Origin of the sequence: Zafaria cholistanensis (assembly GCF_008580665.1) — a bacterium.
GTDB classification, from domain to species: Bacteria; Actinomycetota; Actinomycetes; order Actinomycetales; family Micrococcaceae; genus Zafaria; species Zafaria cholistanensis.
Genome location: NZ_BKDJ01000007.1, coordinates 18909 through 34856, shown reverse-complemented (window position 1 = coordinate 34856; position 15948 = coordinate 18909). Strand labels below are relative to the sequence as shown.

Here is a 15948-nt window from a genome sequence, read left to right as displayed (position 1 = left end):
CCGCTGGGCGGCATGATGCCGGGAACGGGGTGCGGGGCCTCCGTAGGGTGGACGGGGGATCCGGCATCCGCCCGGGCCTGAAGCACCTGGCAGACGCGAGAAAGGACCGGCGGACATGGGCATTTGGCACGGGGAGGTCAGCCTCGGGGAGCTTAATGAAAAGAACCTTGCCTGCCTCAACGAGACCCTGGCGTCCTGGGCGGGGTATCTGGCGGTGGACCGCTCCCGCTTCCACGTGGTGGGCCGGGAAATCAACGCGAACCACATCCGCCCGGTCTCCCCGGGCGGCTGGGTCTACGGTGAGGCCATCCCGGCAAACATCGGCCGCCGCGCCCACGTGTGGGAAGTAAAGCTCACCAACGGAGAGGGCAAGCTGGTTTGCATCTCGCGCTGCACGCTTGCGGTCCTGGAGGTCCCGGGCGCCTACGCCACCCCCGACCAGCGCGGCCAGCCCGCCGGGGCTCGGCGCCAGAAGGAATCCGCTCCCCCAATGTGATCTCCAGGGGTGCCCAAAACTGTCCGGGCGAGCGCCAGGGCGGCGAGGGCCCGTGGCGTTCTTCCGGGTGGCAGCTTCAGGGCTTCAGGGCTTCAGGGCTTCAGGGCTTCAGGGCTTCAGGGCTTCAGGACCACTTTGATGCAGCCCTCCTGTTTCTTCTGGAACGTGGCGTACAGTTCAGGGCCTTCGGACAGCGGAGCCGTATGGGTGACCAGGTCGTCCAGGCCCAGTGGGTCGCTGGGTTCCTCGGCTAGGGGAAGCAACCGGTCGATCCAGCGCCGGACGTTGCATTGGCCCTGGCGCACCTGGATCTGCTTGTCGAACATCTCCTGCAACGGCATCGGGGTGGCCATGCCGGCGTAGACGCCGCTGAGCGAGATCGTCCCGCCGCGGCGCACCACCTCCACCGCGCTGTGCAGCACGACGGTCCTGTCGATCGACACGGTCTCCATGGCCTTGCGCGCTACCCGGTCCGGCAGCAGCCCCACGCTTTCCTGAAGGAATGTCCCGACCGGGGAACCATGCGCCTCCATCCCCACGGCGTCCACGACGGCGTCCGGACCGCGCCCGGTTGCCTCACGGATCTTAGCCAGCGCATCGGGCGTGAAATCCATGGCTTCAGTCCCGTTCCGTTCGGCCATGGCCCGCCGCTCCGGCACCGGGTCAATCCCGAAGACGCGGTAACCGCGGTACTGGCCAATGCGGGCGCACAACTGCCCCACGGGGCCCAGCCCAAACACCGCCATCGTCCCCCGCTCGGGGACGGCCGCATACTCCACGGCCTGCCAGGCGGTGGGCAGGATGTCGCTGAGGAAGAGGTACCGGTGGTCCGGCAGCTCCCGCCCGACGACTATCGCCCCATAATCGGCGAAGGGGACCCGCAACAGCTCCGCCTGCCCGCCCGGGACACTGCCATACAGCTGGGAATAGCCGTAAATGGCGGCGCCCTTGCCGTGGGCGGTCACCTGGGTGGTCTCGCACTGGGACTGCAACCCGTGGTCGCACATCCAGCAGTTCCCGCAGGCGATGTTGAAGGGAACCACCACCCGGTCCCCGATCTTCAGCCGCTCGACACCCGAGCCGACCTGCACCACGGTTCCCATGGGCTCGTGCCCCAGGACGTCCCCGCGGTTCATGTACGGGCCCAGGAGTTCATACAGGTGCAGGTCCGAACCGCAGATAGCGGTGGAGCTGATTTCAATGATTGCGTCTCCGGGTTCCCGGATCACGGGATCCGGGACTTCCTCGTGGACGATCTTCCGCTTTCCTTGCCAGGTCAACGCCTTCACGGCGGATCTCCTTGGATAGGGGGCAGTTGCCGTCCAGTGAAGCACAGGCGGGCCGGGACAGGAAGAAGCCGCAGATATGTAGCCGGCGGCCCGAGAATCCCTTGCGGGGGACGGCAGGTGTTGATTCACTGTGGGAACCCACGAAAGGACGGGACATGACGGGTCCGCTCTGGATGGAGGGGCGCGTGCCCCCTGAATGTGACGCCCTGCCCCGCAGCACCGGCGAAGCCATCGATACGATTGTCGTCGGAGCGGGGATCACCGGGCTGTGCACCGCCCTGATGCTCCTGCGGGCCGGGCAGCGGGTCGTCGTGCTGGAGGCACGGCACCCCGGTGCTGTGACCACCGGCCATACGACAGCCAAGGTAACCGCCCTGCACGGCGGACGGGCCGGGACCATCCTGCGCCGCCACGGTCCAGAGGTGGCCCAAGCCTACGTGCGCGCCAACGCCGACGCCCTGGAATGGCTGGTTCGCCTCTGTAACGGCCTGGGCGTGGACATGCAGGCCCGCAGGGCCGTCACCTACGCGCAAACCACCGCCGGCAAGGTCCAGCTCGAGGATGACCTGAGGGTGCTGGAAGCGGCAGGACAGCCCGCGGTCAGCCTCGGCCCCGGCAGTCTGGAAGTGCCGTTCCCCTTTGCCGGCGCGGTGGGGCTGGAGGCCCAGCGGCAATTCGACCCCATGGACTTTGTCTCCGCCGCGGTGGCGGAGGTTCGTCGGCTCGGCGGGACCGTGGTGGCCGGCGCCCGGGTCCTCGGCGTTTCCAGCACGGGTACCCCCACGGTGCGCATCGGGCCCGGGCGGCAGGAACCGGGAACCGGGAACCAGCCGGGACCGTCCCAACTGCAGGCCCGCCGGGTAGTCATGGCTACCGGGATCCCCACGCTGCTCCGGGGCCTGATCTTCACCCGGGTGCTGCCGGAACGCTCCTACATACTGGCCTACCGGCGGGTGCTTCCCGGGACCACGGAACTGCCCCGCGACATGCTGATTTCCGTGGATGGCGTGCGGCGGTCGCTGCGCACCACCACCTCTCCCGACGGGGCCGAAAGGCTTCTGGTCGGCGGCGCCTCGCACACGGTGGGACGGGATTCCGGGACAGTGCCCCAAGCCGAGTTGCGCGCCTGGGCCAAAAGGATGTTTCCGGGCCTCATGGAAACCCATGCCTGGTCCGCCCAGGACTATTCCCCTGTCGGCGGCCTGCCGATGGCCGGCCCCTTAGGGGTGTCAGGCCGGGGCGCGAACCCGGTGCTGTTTGCTTCCGGGTTCGCCAAATGGGGTATGACCAATGGGGTGGCGGCGGCGATGCAACTGGCCCGGTTGTGCGTCGGCGGGCCCACGGAGGACACCGCGCCCTCCCTGGAGTGGGCTGGGCGGCTCTACGGCAGGCATCTGGACTTGGAGGAGGTGGGGGAGACGGCGCGGCTGAATGCCGGGATAGCCTCGCGGTGGTTTGCCGGGTCGGTTCAGCGCACCACCCCGCGGTGCACGCACCTGGGCGGACGGTTGCGCTGGAACGCCGTGGAACAGAGCTGGGATTGCCCGCTGCATGGTTCCCGGTTCGCCCCGGACGGGTGCCTGCTGGAGGGCCCGGCCACGCGGAACCTTCCGCCGCGCCCGCACAACCAGCCGCCCGCACCCGCCGATTCAGACGGGGGGCCCGCCCATTCGGGAACGCCCTAGGGGGTGTTGTTAAACCCTGTTGGGACGGGGGTTTGCCTGATTTGGGTTGTGGCCGGGCGGGGTCTGGTCGGGGTCCGGTTCGCTGCGGCCCTGAACCGGAGCGGAGCCGGCTTCAGCAACGCACCCTAGGCCCTTCCCTTGAGAATCAGGCGCCAGTAGACCTGCGGAAAAATCCACCGGTCCAGCACCCAGGCCCAGCGTCGCTCCTTCGCCAAGTCCATCCACGGGACGGTCGGCATGGGCCGGTACTGGTGGTCGAACTCGGCGAACAGGAGGGTATGCCGGGTCAGGGCGATGGGACAGACGCCATAGTGGTTGTAGCGCTCGCGCGGCTCGCTTCCGCGTGCCACCGCCGCGAGGTTCCGGGCCAATACCTTTACCTGCTTGCGCAGCGCCCCTCCGCTCTTGTAGTTCAGGGTTGCGGCGGCGTCGCCCAGCGACCACACGTTGGCGTACCGCCGGTGCCTTAGCGACTCCGGATCCACCTCAACGAATCCACTGGCGTCACCGGCGGCCGGCAGCGGGGTCCCCTTCAGCCAGTCTGGCGCGGACTGCGGAGGCACGACGTGAAGCAGGTCAAAGGAGAGCTCGCGGGTCCCGTCGGGGCCGGCCAAGGTAACCGTGCGCCGCGCAGCGTCAACGCCGGCCAGGCTCGTGGAAGTGTGCAGTTCAATGCCGTACTCGGCGATCTTGGCCCGAAGCACCGCGTCCACGTCCTCGATGCCGAACACCGTCGGTGTGGGCACCACGAGGACCACCCGGATATCACGCAGCACGCCGTACTCGCGCCAGTAGTCGCAGGCCATGTAGGCAATCTTCTGGCCAACGTCCACGCAGGTCGCCGGCCCCGGGGGCTGGGTGAAAATTGCCGTCCCCGAGCGCAGGGAGCGCACCAGCCCCCAGGTCTTCTCCGGCATCGCCGGATCGTAGTTGGAGGTCACCTGAGCCGAAGCCATGGCCCCGGCCAGCCCCGGAATCCCGTCCCAGTCCTTCTGCAGGCCCGGACACACAACCAGCTGGCCGTAGCCGATGCGGCGTCCGTCCGCCAGCAGCACGGCGTTTTCTTCGGGCCGGATGTCGGCCGCTTCCCCGCGGATCCATTCGATCCCACGCGGCATGACCCTGGCCTGCTCCCGCGTGGCCTCACCCATCCGGGCGGCGCCCCCGCCGATGTGGGAAAAGAGCGGCTGGAAGTAGTGCGTGGTACGTGGCTCAATCAGCCCGATGTCTGCAACCTTGTAGCGTCGCAGCCGCGCGGCCAGCGAAATGCCCGCGTTTCCGCCGCCGATCACCAGCACCTCGTGATGGTCCGCCATGTCATCTCCCTGCCTTCGTCCCTGCGGTTCGGCGCGGGCACTGCTTCCAGTGCACCCCGGCCGTACGGCCGGGTCAAGGGATCAGGAAAGGGCGGCGGCCCCTTTGTGCCCCCAGCAGGGCGGCTCCCTAGCTCCGCGTGAAGGTTCCCAGTCCGGTGGTGTCGTAGAAGTCCAGCCGTACGCTGACTGCCCGACCCCCGTCAGCCGGGGCGAAAATCGCCCCGGCGAGGCCGTTGGCGTTCTCGCCGATGGTTTCGAAACTGAAGGTGTCGCCGTCGAAATGGCTCAGCCGGAAGGTGGTGGGCCGTTCCCCCGGGCCCAGGACCATGGACAGCTGGCCCTGCTCCGCGGACACGGTCAGCGGTCCGTAGTAGGGGTTTGCGTAGGTGCCCGTGTAGGCATCAAGGGAGCGTGCCGGCCGGGGATCGGCCGGGGCCTTGGAATAGTCCACCTCCGGCTGGTCAGCCTCCTCGATCTGCCGGAACGCCGCGGCGGTGAACGGGAGCCAGTCCACCGTGGGCGCCCCATGCTGCGCCGTATCGAAAAACTCGGCGGCGATCGCCTCGGGAATGCCCTGCGGCTGCCCGTTGGCCAGGACCACGATGCCCAACTGCTCGCCCGGGAGGAGCATCACGACAGTCGCTGCACCGAGGTTGAAGGCCCCGGAGTGGCCCAGCTGCAGCCGGGCCTGGTCGTCGTAGGTCACGTTCCATCCCAGACCGTAGAAGCGGGTGCGGGCAGCCGGCGTGGACGGCGGCCCCATGACCGCCTCCGGTACATGGGTAGCCAGCAGGGCCTGCTCGTCGATGAGTTGCCGTCCTTCGTGCCGCCCGTGGGCCAGCTGGAGGCGGATCCACTGGGCCAAATCGCGCACCGAGGAACTGGCGCCTCCGGCCGGTGCCTCCGCATCGGCATTGCGCACGTACTTGGCCTCCCACTTCCGGTGACCCACCGGCACGTGGATACGGGCCTTGTTGGCGGCCTGCTCGTAGTCCGCGTGGCGGTAGCTTGAGGAACCCATGCCCAGGGGGCCGAACAGGATTTCCTGGGCCAGGTCCTCCCACGCCATGCCCATGGCGTCGGCCGCCGCCTGGCCGCCCTCCGTGTATCCGAAGTTGCTGTAGTTGTAGGCGTCGCGGAACGGCTCCAGCGGCTGCTGGTTCAGGTGGCCCAGGATGTAGGCGCGGTCGAACCCGAGGTCCTCGAGCAGGTCTCCCGCCCCGGTATGCAGGCCGCTGCGGTGGGACATCAGGTCCTCAAACGTGGCGTTGCGGGTCACGTAGGGGTCCTTGAGCGCAAAGGACGGGTTGTGGCGGATCACCGGGTCGGTCCACTGGACCTTTCCGCGTCCCACCACCCCCGCCACCACCGTGGAGGCCAGGGGCTTGGACACCGACGCGAGCTGGAACACCGTGTCCGCGTCCACCTTGGCGTCCTGGCCAGCCTCCCGCACCCCGTATCCCTGCGCATGCAGTACCGCGTCCTGGTAGACCACGGCCACGGCGATGCCGGGCACGCCGGTCTGCTCCATCGCGTGGTGCACCGAGCCGTCCAGCCGGGCCAGTGCGTTGTCTACCTTGGCCCGGTCCAGCAGCGGCGGAACTTGCTGCTGCGGCGCGGAATGAAGCGGCGACGGCGCGGCGTCGGCGGAGGGGCCGGTAGAGGATGGGGCTGCTGAGGCCTGGCCAGGCCGGCAACCGGCCAGCGGCACCACGAGCGCGATTCCCGCCGCCCCGGTCCCGATCGTTTTTAGCAGTGTCCGGCGGTCCGGCGAAACGGAGCTGGCCATCGGGTTCCCTCACTCTGGGCAGGCTTAAAGACTCTGGTTTCAGCCCCTGGCCCGCGCCACCCCGAAAGCGCCCAGCCGAGGCACCACCACCATGGTGGACCCTGGCAGAGGCGGGGGCAATGCATGGGCCCCCGGACCTTCCGCCGCCTCCCTCCTAAGGCGTGTCTCCTAATACCTGATTGCTTGTTTTAGGAGGATGGGCGGGTGAAATCCCGCTATATCGTTTTCTCCGATGCCCGGTGGAAACTGATTGGCCCGTTGATGCCCTCGTCCTCGTCCTCGTCCTCGTCCTCGTCCTCGTCCTCGGGCAAGGCTTCTCGGCCGGAGGGGAATATGCGGGAGCCTGCGCGTAGGTCAGTGAGCATGCCCCGCGGGAGAAAAAGGCAACTTACGCCAGCTTCCCCCCTGTCAGCACGCTCTGGTCCTTTGCCTTCGCCGCCGGGTTCACCTTCATCCTCGCCCAGGCCCTTGCCGGCTTGCTCTGCCCGGTAATGGGCCGTTTCCCGGGCTGCGTCGGCCGGCGCAAGAGCGCGATGACAGCGTGCGGCCTCCTCATCGCCGCCGTCTTCCCCGCCTTCATGATGGGCAGCACCGGAAACCTTGGGATTTTCCCTCCCGGGTCAGTTCCTGCTGGGGATCGGCGCCGTGATGACCGGCATCGTTACCGCGGTGCTCATGTCCGAGTTGTCCGCGGCCTTCTGCCTGGTGGCGGTCCGCGTCATGGCCTTCATTGCCGGCTCGCGGCTGCCGGAGACACCCAAGAGGCCCTTACTGGCAGCGGCAGCCGGCAGGGAAGGCTGTGGCACGCCCCGCGCCAGGGCTTTCGCCATCATCCTGGTGGTTACCAATGTCGACCCGCCACCCGCGGAGTCCTGGACAAGCCCCACCACGCTGTGGCACTCGGCCCTGCCCAACCACCTTTTTGGGTTCCTGTTGAGCTTTGCGGTCATTGCGTTCTATTGGCGGGTGAACTTCCGCCTCATCGGACCCACGACACTGATGAACCACCGGCTCATCAGCTGGAACATCGTTGCGGCCTTCTTCATCGTCCTGATCCCGTCCACCACCCAAGGGACCAGTGACTCCGCCACCTCCGGCCTCCCCCTCCCCGCCGCCAAGGCCAAGACCGGAAAATCGAAGACCGGACAGCCCAAAGCCAGACACTCCCAGCCCGAATAACCAAGACCGGCAGCCGCCGCACGGCACTGCGCTCCTGCCGGGTGGATACTGCCCGCTCCCGAACTCAGGACAAGCCCGCCACCTGCTCCTCAACGACAGCCAGCAGACGGGAGTCGCCGATCGGCCGGAAATGTCCCATGGTGTCCAACTTGATGTTTACGGCGCCCTCCAAAAAACTCCCGCCAGGGATATGCGGGTCGAAGGCGCTGTAAACAGAGACGATGCGGTGGTTGATCTCCAGATTGCGGGCCAGCTTGAGAAGCCCGGCATTACGCGGGGAGAAATCGCGCAGGCTGCGCAACGGGGCGAAGCGTGCATAGACAGAACCCGAAAACGGGGTATTGATGGCAGTCATCCGCTCCACGCGCCATGCCTGGTCCGAAGCGCTCATCACGTACTTGCCGATCAGCCCGCCCTTACTGTGGGCCACCAACAGCACTCCGCGCAGGTCGTTCTCCTCCAGGTACCGGGACACCACGTGGGCCATGTCCGGCACGGTGCCGTGGTTGTATCCCAAACCCTTGACCACGTGGACCGGGTGCCCGGCCGCATGGAGCCGCTCGGCGACCGGGTGCAGGAACTGCCACGTCTCGTAGATTCCCGGAAGGAGCACCACCGGTGCCGTGCCCGGTCCCGTGCCCTCCAGGAAATGGCGGTGGTCGGCCGGAAACAGGAGCGCGTGGATCTGCCAGTAGGCCACGTACAGATAGTCAAGGCACCAAGCGCGGGCGCGCGGCAGGAGTTTGGCGGGCCGGATCACGTGGGCGCCACCAGCTTGCGGCAGAGCCTCGCGACCTCGGGCGCGGACTTCATCATCAGTACATGCGCCTCGCCTGCGACTTCGGCCGTCTCCGCGCCCGGCCTCAACGCCGCCAGTTCCTCGATCCAGCGCCGCGGAACAAGGGGGTCCTTGGCACCGCGCCCGATCAGCAGCGGCGCCCCGATGCCGCCAACTGCATCCTCAATGTGGTGTCCCAGCATCGCCGGCGTGGTCTTCAGGTACCAGGGCAGGCCGCAGCGGAAGGCATAGTCCGTGAACACGACGGCATTCACGGCGAACGGCTCGCGCAGGGTGTCCTGCCCCAGCCGGAGCGCCTGCCGCCAGAAGCCCCGTTCAGCTGCGTAGTTCGTCGGTCCCAGCAGGACGACGCCGGCCAACTGCCGCCCGGCGAGGGCCATTTCCGCGGCAATCTGGGCGCCCATCGAGTGTCCGACGAGCACGGGAGCCTCCACGCCGATTCGGTCCAGCGCAGCCCACAGCACCCGGGCGTAGTCCGGGACTGAGAGGGGGCGGGCCGGCTTGGGCGACCGCCCATGGCCCGGCAGGTCCACATTGTGCACCAGCGCCTCCCGGGCCAATTCTTCCCCGAGCGGACGGAAGTAGCGAGAGGAAACCCCAATGCCGTGGATCAACACATAGGTCGTCGCACCGGCACCGGAGGTGTGGATGTGCACGGTAGCGCCCTTGAGGACAACCTCGCGCGCTTCAGACGTTGCGGTCATGGCCAGCGGCTCCTTAGACGTTGTCCACATAGTAGAGCACCGCTGCGTAAACCATTGCCGGCCCGAACGGGCCCTTGGAACCTCCGGCGCGACGGGTCCGCGCCGGAGGCCCCTTTCAGGCCCAAGCCCACCGTTCGGGCACGTTTACCTGCCCGAACCGTTTCAGAATCCATACCAGGACAAGCCTGGTCCCGCACGGGCCCAGGCCAGAATAGGGCCCGTGCGGCGGAACCCCCTTTCCCCGTCATGACTGGGGAAGGCTTCACTTGCCCGGGACCGGAACAATCCCGGGCAGGAAACCTGCGGAACTTTGTTCTAGATTGCGGAGGCGATCCAGATGACCAGGGCAATGGCGACAAGGATGCCCACGATGGTCCAGATGAGGCTGCTTCCACGCATTTTGGTTCCTCCATTTCAGTGGTGACCCCATTATGTGGGGAGCAACGCGATGGAGGCTACAGGTAAGTTCGCAGCGGAAATGACGGATAAGGCGGCGGTCCCCCACGGACCCGGCGGGGCTGAGGCCCGCAGTACCTCAGGCCCGGCTTGGGCCCGGATTGGCCTCCGGGACGATGTCCCGGCGCCGGGCGACGGCTCTCCTGCGGCCGGCCCGGCAGGGGCCGGCCGCAGGCCGTTTCCCCTCTAGTGGAAGCTGCGCTCCAAGAGGCCGAGCTTGACGTTCTTCGGACGCTGCATCTCCCCGTGCAGTGCACCCAGCACGACGACGGTTCCGGCAAAGGCCGGGATGATCCACTGCAACCGCTGGAGCTGCTTCTGCGCCTGGGCCAACTCGGGGCTGGCGTTAGAGCCTGGCTCCGTCGCGCCTTCTGCCCCCTCCTCGGCCAGCATGCCGACCTTGCGTCCCAGGAGACCGGAATAGAGGGTGACGGCCGCTCCGGCCACGGTGACCCCGGCCTTGATCCAGGTCCACTTCATGACGCCCTCCTGGCCCGCATAGCGGCCCTTGTTCTCGACCAGGATGGGGCCGAGGGACGCCAGGTGGGCGCCGAAGGCGGCCGCCTGGACGGGGGCCCATTTCTTCCACCCCAAGCTGGAGAGCCTGGTCCGCTCGGTGGGGTCTTTGGCTTTGGCCGTGGCGCCGTTGAGGCCAATGGCGCCCATCAGGGAACCGCCGAACCAGGCGGCCGCGCTGAGATCGTGGACGGAACGGGCTAGCAAGTTTCCGGACATTAAGACGCCCTACCTTTCGCTGTTTTGGCAGCCGGACCGGCGACAGGCCGGACCGGACCCCGGGTGACCCACTCTGCCCGGGGCGGGGGATTACGTAAAGGGTTTGGACCCGGCTTGAGGCAACTTTCAGGTTCCACTCAGGATTTAATCCGCACTTAAATCTTTTCCCGAGCCTTCGCGCCTCAAGCACCGGAGTTACCGCGGAAAAGCCTCCCATGTCCCGCGCGCAGCCCGCCCCTGAGGGCACCCCCGGCCCCACGCTTCGCGAGTCTGGGCTATGGTCGGTTTCATGAGGAAGGTAGCGGTATGTGTTGTTTTCCCCATGCTCGCGGCGGGCCTTCTCACCGGGTGCGGCATCAGCATCCCCGCCGATCCGGAGGGGACCCTGGAACGGGTCCGCGACGGCCATCTGCGGGTCGGGGTCTCCACCAACGCACCGTGGGCCGAAACCCGCGACGGGGCCGAGCCGGCCGGCATCGAACCGGACCTCGTGCGCAAGTTCGCCGCCACGCTCCCTGCGCGAATCCAGTGGTCCGAGGGCGGGGAACAGAAGCTCGTGGACGAGCTCAAGCGCGGCAATCTGGACATCGTCCTTGGCGGCCTGACCAAGGACACCCCGTGGGCGGAGAAAGTCGCCGTTACGGCCCCCTACGCGGAGGCGACGGACGAGCACGGCGAAACCCACAAACACGTCATGGCCACCCCGCCGGGCGAAAACGCCTTCCTCCTGGAGCTGGAAAAGTTCCTCGCCCGGCAGGAGGTCGTCCAGCCGTGAGCATCCGGTTCGGCAGGACCGAACTGCCCGAGCGGCAGGCGCGGAGCCTGGAGAAGGCGGTGCGCTGCGAATGGCTCACCCTGGGCTTCCTCGCCGTTTTCATCGTCACGGTGTTCCTGGTGATGGGCAATTCCCAGGCCATGAAGGCCGCGTGGATCGAGGACCTCCTCTCCCTGGCCCCTCCCATCGCATTCCTCTTCGCGGTGCGCATCGTCAACAGGCCCCCCACCCGGAGGTACCCCTACGGCTACCACCGCTCGGTCGGCGTGGCCCATCTGGTCGCCGGAGTGGCACTCTTCGCCATGGGCGCCTTCCTGGTCGTCGATTCGGCCTCGGGGCTGTTCGCGGCCGAACATCCTTCCATCGGTTCCGTCCAGCTGTTCGGGAACACCGTCTGGCTGGGGTGGTTGATGATGGCCGTGATGGCGCTCAGCATCCCCCTGCCGATCTACCTCGGCCGGGTAAAGATGTCGCTGGCGGAGGAGCTGCACGACAAAGTCCTGTACGCGGATGCCGACATGAACAAGGCGGACTGGATGACAGCGGTCGGCACGATCGTCGGCGTCGCCGGCATCGGCGTCGGGCTGTGGTGGACCGACGCCGCGGCCGCCCTGCTCATCGCGTCCAGCATCCTGCGCGACGGGGTGAAAAACATGGGCGCCGCGATCACCGACCTCATGGACACCCGGGCCACCACCTTCGACAGCAGCGGGCCCCATCCCCTGGTGGACAGGATCGACGGGCATCTGCGGTCCCTGCCGTGGGTCCTGGAGGCGGGCTCCCGTGTCCGGGACCAGGGACACGTCCTTCATGTCGAGTCCTTCATCGTCCCGCGCGACGAGCGCGTTCCCTCGCTGGAAAGCCTCGAAGCGGCCCGGGACGCGTGCGTCGGCCTCGACTGGAAGATCCAGGACATCGTTTTGGTGCCCGTGGCCGCCCTTCCCCGGGAGGTTGGGGACAGTACCACCGGGCGCCGGTCCGAACGCAACCGCTAGAGGTTCCGCATTCAGGCTCCCGGCAGCGCCCGGCGGCAAGGGCTAGGCAGCGTCACCGCGGGGGCGTTCGAAGCCGGTGAGCTTGTGGCTGCCGTCGCAAAACGGCTTCCTGGCCGAGGCGCCGCAGCGGCAGAGGGCCACCGTGCCGCGCTCGGGTTCGATGGGCCGGCCGTTGGCGTCGCGCAGCTCGATCTCCCCGCGGACCAACAGCGGGCCCCGGGGGCAGACGGTGATTTCGGTGTTCCCGGAAGCGCTCATGGTCGCGGTCCTTTCTCTGGTGCCGCAGGTTTTTCCGGCGCCGCCGGTTCCTTGGGCCCGGCCGGGCGGAGGGAGCGTTGGGGCGTGGCGGCGTCCCGGATCCGGGAGCCGGCGTAGGGGACGCCTCCCGCAGCACGCAGGGCCAGGGCGGACCATGCGGCAAGTGCACGCTCAGCCACCCACAGGGGAGCCCACGCCGGAGCCGAGGGACCAAACGCCTCCACTCCGCCGTGCCGCTTCCGGCCGGCCGCGGCAATCCCGACGCAGGCGGCGCCCCAGAGCAGGTAGCCGGCCGGACGCCGGGACTGCAAAAGCAGCGCCGGGAGCAGCGCGAGCTCGGCGGCGAGCCGCAGAGGTTGGGCCTGCGAGTCGTAGGCCTGGCGCACCCGCTGGGACCAGAAATGCCGGGCGGTCGGCGGGATGCGGGCAACGAACACGTCGTCGGCCCGCGCCTCGCGGCCGCCGCGGGCCCGCACGGTCCGGATGAGTTCCAGGTTCTCGAACAGGACGTCCTCGCGGTAGCCGTCCGGCAGGCTGGAACGCCGCAGTGCCAGCGTTCCCGGATAGTCGGAGGCGAACGCCCGGTTGATGAGGATGCGGGCCGTGTCCCAGCGGGCATGCCACGGGAGCGGGCTGTAGTAGTTCTGCGGCCGCACCAGGTCCGCGTCCCGGAGCCGGTCCACGACCTCGCGCAGGGAGCGCCGGCTGTAGCGGACGTCGTCGTCGGCGATGACCACCAACTCGTGCCGGGCCATTCGCAATCCGGTCATCACGCCCACCGCTTTGCCGTTGCATCCCGTCCGCGGAGGGGCCTCCGGCCGCACATGGCGCAGCCAGGAGCCCCACAGCGCCGCGTGGCGCTCAAACACCGGGGCGGGCGAGCCGTCCACGACGGTCACATCGACCGAACGGACCAAACGGCGCAGGTAGCGCGTGAGGTCCTCGTCCCGCCGGTTGTCCATCCAGCGCAGCGGCAGCACGTATTCGACGCCGGCGCCGGGCCCGCTCCCGGTGGCGGAGCCGTCCGCGGCCCCGGTCATGCGGCCTCCGCAGCCGGCAGCGCCGCGAGCAGGGAGGAGCGCCCCTCCCGCCAGGCATTGAGTTGCCAGTCCCCCACCAGTCCGTCGAGCAGGCACACCGCCGCGGCGCCGAAGAAGACGTCGGAGGCCAGCCGCGGATCAGACTCCACCAGGCCCCCGGCGAGGTCGCGGCCGGCGATCTGCTCATGGACGGCATCCGCCTCCACATGCTCGTCGAAGTAGTCCGTAACCGGGGAATCGAAGCCCAGCCGGCGGAACCCGCGGGCGTACTTTGCGTTGGGGATGGAGGAGGTCATCTCATAGATGGCCAGGTGGCCCACGATGGCCCCGCGGAGCCGGCGCTGCAGCCCAAACAGGCTCATGGCGTTGACCGAGGCGAGGGTGATCGCCGGAACCATGTCCACGTAGTGCCCGAAGGCCGGGTCCAGGCCGACGCCCTCCATAGTCCGGGCGAAAAGCTCGGAATGCATTCTTCCGGCCCGGCCCCCGCCGTACTCGTCCGCCTGGATTTCCACCATGGCTGACTTGGCACGGCCGGACAGCCGGGGAATCGCCCACGTGTGCGGATCGGCCTCCTTGAGCTGGTAGACGGACTTGTGGACCAGGAACTCGCGGGCCTGGTCCAAGGTGGCCGTCCGGGCCACGAAGTCCGAGACGGAGGGGCCGCCTCCGCCCTCGGCCATCCGGAAGAGGGCCTCGGCCACGCCCTGCGGGCTGGACGGGGTGCGGCTCCCGGAGGCCTCCCCGCTGGACTCTGTCCCGCTGAAACCAAGGCCTGCGGACCTGATGCCGCGACGCAGCCGGTCCTCGAAGGCCGCCTCGATCCGGGAGCGTACGGCCACCAGCGCGGGGTGCCACTCCCACCGGTCGTCCACGCCCTCGATCCCGGAGTAGTGCAGCTCGTAGAGGCAGAGCAGCGCCAACTGCAGGTCATCGTCGTACAGGATGTCCTCTGTGGTGCGCAGCGCGGCGCCAGTCGCCGACTCGAGCGCGGGCAGGTGGTCGGCGAAGTCATTGCGGCTCAGCGCAGCGAGCAGTTCGGTGGATGCGGCGCCGCGGGCGGCGGGTGCGTGCAAGGGGTCCTCCTCTGTCCAGGGGGCGCCGTCCGGCATCGGCCCGGCCGGGCTGCGGGGGCAGCCGGGCGGATCGGCCCGCCGGAGTCACGGTCCCGTACCCGCCACCCTTGTCGTCCGAAGAGGGTGTGTCAAGGGTCTGAAACATCTCCTTGACTCCCCGACGGAGGGCATTGGGGCGCGCCGGACGGCGCACTGTCCGGCGCCCTGTCCGGCGCACCAGACAATGCGCTGGGCAGCGCTCCCGCAGTACGACAGACAGAGCACCGGCTTCGGCGGTGGCCGGAGCCGGTGCCACCGAAGCCGGTGCTGACGATGCCGGTGCGGCCGCTTTCCCTACCGGTCGCCGGCCAGGGTCCGCATTGCTTCGGCAAGCGTTTTGAAGGCCCCGGCGAAGTATCCGTCCGCCCGGCGCGCCTCGAAGCGTCCGTCGTCGGCGATCCGTACGTCGCCAAGGACCAGGTCTTGGGCCGTTTCCCGCACGACGAACCGGTCCGCCTCTGAAGGCACCGCCTCCAGGTCCCCGATTTTCACCGTCCGCTGATCGCTCATCTGCCATATCTCCTTATTCGAGCCCGGTTTACAGCCACCGGAACCACCACTATCTTCCACCGGACCCCAAACAGTGCCTCCCGACACGGGGTTAGCGTCCCGGGAAGTTGAGGCAGTGGGGTTTGAAGGAGGCCCGGTCGGGGTGGTGTTCCGCAGAGGCGTGGTCCAGCCCCTGTGCGTTTTCCCATCGCACATACAGGCAGTTCGCAGGGTGGCTGGCTATCGTCGTAGACACCTCAACACGGTGCGAGTGATGAGACAAAGCCCCAGCCTCCCCCCCAGGCTGGGGCTTCTCTCTTTGGCTCCGGAATCTCATGAGCCCCGTAATCCCGCTCGCCCCGGAGCGGGCTTGCCGCCTGCGGCTGGCACAGGATTTGCCGGCCCTCCCCCACCGTTCCCGGGCTCCGCCCCCGGCCGGAGGGGCAAAGCCCCAAGGGTCTACCAGCGGTTGGCCGTTTCGACCACTTCCGCCGGTGCCTGCTTCCCCGCCTGCTCATAAGCCCGCAGTACCCTGCGGGCCCGTTCCCACTTCAGGCGTTCCTTGGGGCTGTTCTCCACGCGCTGGTCGGCCGGTCCGAAGATGGAAAAGCCCAAGTACTGCAGGCTCCAGCGGAAACGGTATCCGCGGCTGAGCCCGGTGGTGTCGGCAAGGATCGGCAAGGGAGTGTCGGGATTCATGGTTCTCGTTCCGTGAGTGGGCCGCTGAGGGTGGGTCCGGGGCAGGCCCGGTATTCTCATGGTACGCAAATAATTGGTGTACAAATAAAATTGCTGCCCGGCTGTCCCCCTCCCCGCCCCCGTCTCCGT

The 15948-nt window shown here is 68.2% G+C and carries 16 protein-coding genes; 5 read left to right on the top strand and 11 right to left on the bottom strand.

Annotated elements, in window-relative coordinates; all coding sequences use genetic code 11:
- Positions 1-115: 115 nt before the first annotated feature.
- The gene (locus NCCP_RS07925; protein WP_149956708.1) at positions 116-496 is read left to right on the top strand and encodes a PaaI family thioesterase; all 381 of its coding nucleotides are present in this window, start codon (positions 116-118) and stop codon (positions 494-496) included.
- Positions 497-612: 116 nt separating this feature from the next.
- On the opposite strand, the gene NCCP_RS07920 is transcribed toward NCCP_RS07925, so the two are convergent.
- Positions 613-1785 (bottom strand): alcohol dehydrogenase catalytic domain-containing protein, encoded by a 1173-nt coding sequence (locus NCCP_RS07920; protein WP_149956707.1) that lies wholly within the window; start codon positions 1783-1785, stop codon positions 613-615.
- A gap of 155 nt (positions 1786-1940) precedes the next feature.
- On the opposite strand from NCCP_RS07920, the gene NCCP_RS15260 reads away from it, so the two are divergent.
- Positions 1941-3470, top strand: coding sequence for an FAD-dependent oxidoreductase (locus tag NCCP_RS15260; protein WP_225873755.1), 1530 nt, complete (start codon positions 1941-1943; stop codon positions 3468-3470).
- 125 nt (positions 3471-3595) lie between these two features.
- Here the strand turns inward: NCCP_RS15260 and NCCP_RS07910 are convergent, their stop codons facing one another.
- Together NCCP_RS07910 and NCCP_RS07905 are read right to left on the bottom strand one after the other, a co-directional pair.
- On the bottom strand, positions 3596-4786 hold the full coding sequence (locus NCCP_RS07910; RefSeq protein ID WP_149956706.1) for an NAD(P)/FAD-dependent oxidoreductase: 1191 nt from the start codon (positions 4784-4786) through the stop codon (positions 3596-3598).
- A 127-nt stretch (positions 4787-4913) separates the two neighbouring features.
- Complete coding sequence (locus tag NCCP_RS07905) at positions 4914-6575, bottom strand: serine hydrolase (RefSeq protein WP_149956705.1); 1662 nt, start codon at positions 6573-6575, stop codon at positions 4914-4916.
- A 600-nt stretch (positions 6576-7175) separates the two neighbouring features.
- Between NCCP_RS07905 and NCCP_RS07900 the strand changes: the two genes are divergently transcribed.
- Positions 7176-7754, top strand: a complete 579-nt coding sequence (locus tag NCCP_RS07900; RefSeq protein ID WP_149956704.1) for a TMEM175 family protein — start codon at positions 7176-7178, stop codon at positions 7752-7754.
- A 64-nt stretch (positions 7755-7818) separates the two neighbouring features.
- Here the strand turns inward: NCCP_RS07900 and NCCP_RS07895 are convergent, their stop codons facing one another.
- The 3 genes from NCCP_RS07895 to NCCP_RS07885 form a co-directional block, all read right to left on the bottom strand.
- Entirely contained in the window at positions 7819-8454 is a 636-nt protein-coding gene (locus NCCP_RS07895; protein ID WP_225873754.1) for an esterase/lipase family protein, read from the bottom strand.
- A 56-nt stretch (positions 8455-8510) separates the two neighbouring features.
- On the bottom strand, positions 8511-9257 hold the full coding sequence (locus tag NCCP_RS07890; RefSeq protein WP_149956702.1) for an alpha/beta fold hydrolase: 747 nt from the start codon (positions 9255-9257) through the stop codon (positions 8511-8513).
- A gap of 642 nt (positions 9258-9899) precedes the next feature.
- Positions 9900-10448 carry a hypothetical protein gene (locus tag NCCP_RS07885; RefSeq protein WP_149956701.1) on the bottom strand — a complete coding sequence of 183 codons (549 nt, stop codon included), beginning with the start codon at positions 10446-10448 and terminating at the stop codon, positions 9900-9902.
- Between the two features lie 289 nt (positions 10449-10737).
- Here NCCP_RS07885 and NCCP_RS07880 point away from each other — a divergent pair, with 289 nt between their 5' ends.
- Both NCCP_RS07880 and NCCP_RS07875 read left to right on the top strand, forming a co-directional pair.
- Positions 10738-11223 (top strand): transporter substrate-binding domain-containing protein, encoded by a 486-nt coding sequence (locus NCCP_RS07880; RefSeq protein WP_149956700.1) that lies wholly within the window; start codon positions 10738-10740, stop codon positions 11221-11223.
- The gene (locus tag NCCP_RS07875) at positions 11220-12218 is read left to right on the top strand and encodes a cation diffusion facilitator family transporter (RefSeq protein WP_149956699.1); all 999 of its coding nucleotides are present in this window, start codon (positions 11220-11222) and stop codon (positions 12216-12218) included. The genes NCCP_RS07880 and NCCP_RS07875 overlap by 4 nt, the downstream gene beginning before the upstream one ends.
- A 42-nt stretch (positions 12219-12260) precedes the next feature.
- On the opposite strand, the gene NCCP_RS07870 is transcribed toward NCCP_RS07875, so the two are convergent.
- The 5 genes from NCCP_RS07870 to NCCP_RS07850 form a co-directional block, all read right to left on the bottom strand.
- Positions 12261-12476 (bottom strand): CDGSH iron-sulfur domain-containing protein, encoded by a 216-nt coding sequence (locus NCCP_RS07870; RefSeq protein ID WP_149956698.1) that lies wholly within the window; start codon positions 12474-12476, stop codon positions 12261-12263.
- A complete protein-coding gene (locus NCCP_RS07865) occupies positions 12473-13516 on the bottom strand; it encodes a glycosyltransferase family 2 protein (RefSeq protein WP_149956697.1) in 1044 nt (347 codons plus the stop codon). Before NCCP_RS07865 ends, NCCP_RS07870 begins: the two co-directional genes overlap by 4 nt.
- A complete protein-coding gene (locus NCCP_RS07860; protein WP_225873753.1) occupies positions 13513-14592 on the bottom strand; it encodes an iron-containing redox enzyme family protein in 1080 nt (359 codons plus the stop codon). The genes NCCP_RS07865 and NCCP_RS07860 overlap by 4 nt, the downstream gene beginning before the upstream one ends.
- A 333-nt stretch (positions 14593-14925) precedes the next feature.
- Positions 14926-15141, bottom strand: coding sequence for a hypothetical protein (locus tag NCCP_RS07855; RefSeq protein ID WP_149956695.1), 216 nt, complete (start codon positions 15139-15141; stop codon positions 14926-14928).
- A 438-nt stretch (positions 15142-15579) separates the two neighbouring features.
- Entirely contained in the window at positions 15580-15819 is a 240-nt protein-coding gene (locus NCCP_RS07850; protein ID WP_149956694.1) for a hypothetical protein, read from the bottom strand.
- Positions 15820-15948 lie beyond the last annotated feature (129 nt).